At 71.5% G+C, this 3331-nt stretch carries 4 protein-coding genes; 3 read left to right on the forward strand and 1 reads right to left on the reverse strand.

The genetic code is table 11. The features are described 5' to 3' along the window. The first annotated feature begins 607 nt into the window (after positions 1–607). Genes dhaK through AB0I73_RS40775 form a run of 3 tightly spaced genes read left to right on the forward strand, consistent with a single transcriptional unit; the run spans position 608 to position 2678 of the window. Complete coding sequence (dhaK, locus tag AB0I73_RS40765; RefSeq protein WP_363045433.1) at positions 608–1600, forward strand: dihydroxyacetone kinase subunit DhaK; 993 nt, start codon at positions 608–610, stop codon at positions 1598–1600. Between the two features lie 48 nt (positions 1601–1648). Next, the gene (gene dhaL, locus AB0I73_RS40770) at positions 1649–2275 is read left to right on the forward strand and encodes a dihydroxyacetone kinase subunit DhaL (RefSeq protein ID WP_109382167.1); all 627 of its coding nucleotides are present in this window, start codon (positions 1649–1651) and stop codon (positions 2273–2275) included. Then, positions 2268–2678 (forward strand): PTS fructose transporter subunit IIA, encoded by a 411-nt coding sequence (locus AB0I73_RS40775; RefSeq protein ID WP_109382168.1) that lies wholly within the window; start codon positions 2268–2270, stop codon positions 2676–2678. The genes dhaL and AB0I73_RS40775 overlap by 8 nt, the downstream gene beginning before the upstream one ends. A 26-nt stretch (positions 2679–2704) precedes the next feature. On the opposite strand, the gene AB0I73_RS40780 is transcribed toward AB0I73_RS40775, so the two are convergent. After that, the gene (locus AB0I73_RS40780; protein WP_363045434.1) at positions 2705–3331 is read right to left on the reverse strand and encodes a glycoside hydrolase family 75 protein; all 627 of its coding nucleotides are present in this window, start codon (positions 3329–3331) and stop codon (positions 2705–2707) included.

Here is a 3331-nt window from a genome sequence, read left to right on the forward strand (position 1 = left end):
GGGAGCGCCGGGACGACATCCATGACGCCTTCCTGCAGTTGGCTGTCTGCCTCATCCTGCACCGGCGCGTCCGAGCACTCTGTTAGGACCTCTTATACCGCGCCATCGCTGGGCGCAGGTCTTCCCGGTCCAGCCCGGCGAGAACTCGGTGAGGTACAGGCCGGACAGGTAAAGAAAGCACTTCGGTTCCGATGAGCTGCCGGCATCGTCGGAGCCGAGGTTTTCGCACACCGGGTCACCAAGAGATTCGGGCGTTCTCTTCCCGAATTTCACGGCAGAGCCTCTCCCCGGCACCGCCGCGTCGGCCGCGCGGGCCCCATCCTCATCGCGGTCCGCCCCACCTCCCGGGCACACCTGAGCGCCCGCGTGCGTGACCTTCGCTCCCGCAAGGTCAATACTTCAGACAAGAGGACTTCAGCCGGCCCGCATCCGACCACCCAGCAGACCTGACGGCCCGTCACCAAAGTCAGCATTAAGTCAGCACCAGTACCGCCACAGCCCGCCCACGACCGCCACGGACCGTCAAGATCGAGAACTCCCCCTACCTACTCTGACCAGCAAAAACGCAGGTGGAAGGCCCGCCTGCTAAGCTCCCTAGGAGACACCCGTGAAAATGCTGATCAATGTGCCGGAGACCGTGGTCGCGGACGCGTTGCGTGGGATGGCGGCGGCTCATCCCGAACTCGCGGTGGATGTGGAGAACCGGGTGATCGTCCGGCGGGACGCTCCCGTGGCCGGGAAGGTGGGTCTGGTCTCCGGCGGCGGATCGGGGCACGAGCCGCTGCACGGAGGGTTCGTGGGGCCCGGGATGCTCTCGGCGGCCTGTCCCGGCGAGGTGTTCACCTCCCCCGTGCCCGACCAGATGGTGCGGGCGGCGGCGGCCGTGGACAGCGGGGCCGGGGTGCTGTTCGTCGTGAAGAACTACACCGGTGACGTGCTCAACTTCGACATGGCCGCCGAACTCGCCGAGGACGAGGGTGTCCAGGTCGCGAAAGTACTGGTCGACGACGACGTCGCGGTGACCGACAGCCTCTACACCGCCGGCCGGCGCGGCACCGGGGCGACGCTGTTCGTGGAGAAGATCGCGGGCGCGGCGGCCGAGGAGGGGCAGCCGCTGGAGCGGGTGGAGGCCGTGGCCCGTCAGGTCAATGGGAACTCCCGCAGTTTCGGCGTGGCCCTGAGCGCCGTCACCACGCCCGCCAAGGGCAGCCCCACCTTCGATCTGCCGGCCGGTGAGCTGGAGCTGGGCATCGGCATCCACGGCGAGCCGGGCCGGGAGCGGAGGCCGATGATGACCTCGCGCGAGATCGCCGAGGCCGCCGTCGACGCGATCCTCCAGGACCTCACCCCCCGCAATCCGGTCCTGGTCCTGGTCAACGGCATGGGCGCGACCCCGCTGCTGGAGCTGTACGGCTTCAACGCCGAGGTGCAGCGGGTGTTCGGCGAGCGTGGTGTCCCCGTCGCCCGGGTCCTCGTCGGCAACTACGTGACGTCGCTCGACATGGCCGGTGCCTCGGTCACCCTGTGCCAGATCGACGAGGAGCTGCTGCGGCTGTGGGACGCACCGGTGAACACCCCGGGACTGCGCTGGGGCGCCTGACGGACACCGGGGTATCGGTTCACAGTGCCTATCTCACAAGGAGTTCCAGTGCTCGACGCCGAATTCTTCCGCCGTTGGATGACGGTGACCGCCGCGTCCGTCGACCGTGAGGCGGAGCGGCTCACCGCCCTCGACTCGCCCATCGGGGACGCCGACCACGGCAACAACCTCCAGCGCGGGTTCACCGCGGTGCGGGCCGCGCTGGAGAAGGAGCCGCCCGCCACGCCCGGCGCGGTCCTGACCCGGTCCGGGCGCCTGCTCATCTCGAGCGTGGGCGGCGCGTCCGGGCCCCTGTACGGGACGCTGCTGCGCCGTACCGGCAAGGCCCTCGGGGAGGCCACCGAGGTGAGCAGGCAGCAGTTGGCCGAGGCGCTGCGCACCGGAGTGGACGCGGTCCGGCAGCTCGGGGGCGCGGCGCCGGGCGACAAGACGATGATCGACGCTCTGGTGCCCGCGGTCGACGCGCTCGGCGATTCCTTCGCCGCGGCGCGGGCCGCCGCCGAGGAGGGCGCGGTGGCCACGACGCCGTTGCGGGCCCGCAAGGGCAGGGCCAGTTACCTGGGCGAGCGGAGCATCGGGCACCAGGATCCCGGGGCCACGTCGGCGGCGCTGCTGATCGCCGGTCTCGCCGATGCCTCCGGCTCCGCCGGAGCCGCGGAGGCAGCCGGTGAGTGACGGAAAGCTGGTGGGGATCGTCCTGGTGTCGCACAGCGCGCAGGTGGCGGCCTCGGTCGCCGAGCTGGCGACGGGCCTGGCCGGCGCCGGTACCGCGGTGGCCGTCTCCCCGGCGGGCGGCACGGAGGACGGAGGTCTCGGTACGAGCGCCGAACTCGTCGCCGCCGCGGCGGCGTCCGTCGACGGCGGCGCCGGGGTCGCCGTCCTGGCCGATCTGGGCAGCGCGGTGCTCACCGTGAAGGCGCTGCTCGCCGAGGGCGACGAACTCCCGGAGCACACCCGGCTGGTGGACGCGCCGTTCGTGGAGGGAGCGGTGGCCGCGGTGGTCACGGCGGCGACGGGAGCGGACCTCGCGGCGGTGGAGGCTGCCGCGGCGGACGCGTACACGTATCGGAAGGTGTGAGGGTCCGGCTCCGGCGCAGTCGCCGTTCACCGGTCGCCGTTCACGAACTGCCGGGCGAGCCTCTCCCCCGTCGTCACCGCCGCCCGGCGGTCCTCGAGGGGGGTCACCCGGCTGTCCCTGAACACGATGTAGGTGACACCGGAGGAGGTGCCGCCGCCCCGCGGGTCGGGATCGACACCGAGCGCTTCGGCCGTCGCGCAGGACGCCTCGCCGATGGCGCCCGCGGGGCCGGTGTCGCCGACGACCGCGTACTGCACCCGGTCGCGGCGCACGACGGCCACCGCCGAGCCGCCTCGGACACCGTGCGCCCGGTGGTCCCAGAGCGTGCTCGGCCCCGGCACCACCACGAAGGACGGGGTCTCGGATTTCAGGGGGCGGCCGTCGGACTGCGTGAAGGCGGGGGTGGCGGAGAAGTGCGGGTCGGTACGGGGGTTGCAACGAACACCGGGCTGTCCGTCGCAGTCGATGTCCATGTCGGCCTTCCAGAACACGACGTCGCGAGTGCCGCACACCGGGATGGTGGCGCGAGCACCCTGGTCGCTCCGGTGGTTGCCGTGGCGCAGATTGCACCGGTCGGTCAGTGACACCCTCAGGTCGGTGGCCACTCGGCCGTACGTGTCGATGAGCACGTGGCCCCCTCCCTCGACTCGGAT

The organism is Streptomyces sp. NPDC050388 (assembly GCF_040655635.1).
Taxonomy (GTDB): Bacteria; Actinomycetota; Actinomycetes; order Streptomycetales; family Streptomycetaceae; genus Streptomyces.